2 rRNA genes (1 of these 2 only partly in view) are annotated in these 1,340 nt (G+C 54.5%); both read right to left on the bottom strand.

The annotated features are described in order from the left end of the window. Positions 1-8: 8 nt before the first annotated feature. Positions 9-123, bottom strand: a 5S ribosomal RNA gene (rrf, locus tag ACR9Y6_RS18870). A 147-nt stretch (positions 124-270) separates the two neighbouring features. Then, positions 271-1,340: ribosomal RNA gene (locus ACR9Y6_RS18865) — 23S ribosomal RNA — on the bottom strand; it runs 1,808 nt beyond the window's last position.

The raw sequence follows: 1,340 nt of genomic DNA, 5'->3' as shown, positions 1-1,340 counted from the left end.
GGTGTAAACCCTGGCGATGACCTACTCTCGCATGGCTTGAGCCACACTACCATCGGCGCAGCTGCGTTTCACTTCCGAGTTCGGGATGGGATCGGGTGGTTCCACAGCGCTAATTTCACCAGGGAGACGGTTGGAGCGTCGCGATGTTCGTGGATTTTCCCTTGGGGAAGAAGCACGGCCATACTGCGCCTGCCTCTCATAGTTCTTGTGACGTAGCGTGCACTTGGGCTCTATCGACATGTCATGTCGGCCAAGGCAACTTGAGGTTATATGGTCAAGCCACACGGATCATTAGTATCAGTTAGCTCAATACATTGCTGTACTTACACACCTGACCTATCAACCACATAGTCTATATGGTTCCTTCAGGGGGCTTGTGCCCCGGGAGATCTCATCTTGAGGCGCGCTTCCCGCTTAGATGCTTTCAGCGGTTATCGCTTCCGAACATAGCTACCCGGCAATGCCACTGGCGTGACAACCGGAACACCAGAGGTTCGTCCACTCCGGTCCTCTCGTACTAGGAGCAGCCCCTCTCAAATCTCCAACGCCCATGGCAGATAGGGACCGAACTGTCTCACGACGTTCTGAACCCAGCTCGCGTACCACTTTAAATGGCGAACAGCCATACCCTTGGGACCGACTACAGCCCCAGGATGTGATGAGCCGACATCGAGGTGCCAAACACCGCCGTCGATATGAACTCTTGGGCGGTATCAGCCTGTTATCCCCGGAGTACCTTTTATCCGTTGAGCGATGGCCCTTCCATACAGAACCACCGGATCACTAAGTCCTAGTTTCCTACCTGCTTGATCCGTCGATCTTGCAGTCAAGCACGCTTATGCCTTTGCACACAGTGCGCGATGTCCGACCGCGCTGAGCGTACCTTCGAGCTCCTCCGTTACTCTTTAGGAGGAGACCGCCCCAGTCAAACTACCCACCATACACGGTCCCCGACCCAGATAATGGGCCCAGGTTAGAACGTCAAGCACGACAGGGTGGTATTTCAAGGATGGCTCCACTGCAGCTAGCGCCACAGTTTCATAGCCTCCCACCTATCCTACACAGACGAACTCAACGTTCAGTGTAAAGCTATAGTAAAGGTTCACGGGGTCTTTCCGTCTTGCCACGGGAACGCTGCATCTTCACAGCGATTTCAATTTCACTGAGTCTCGGGTGGAGACAGCGCGCTGTCGTTACGCCATTCGTGCAGGTCGGAACTTACCCGACAAGGAATTTCGCTACCTTAGGACCGTTATAGTTACGGCCGCCGTTTACTGGGGCTTCGATCAAGAGCTTCGCCTTGCGGCTGACCCCATCAATTAACCTTCCAGCACCGGGCA

The sequence above is a fragment of the Luteibacter sp. TLI7-4A genome (assembly GCF_056754745.1).
Note: the sequence above shows the minus strand (reverse complement) of the source record. Positions and strands in the feature narration are given on the sequence as shown.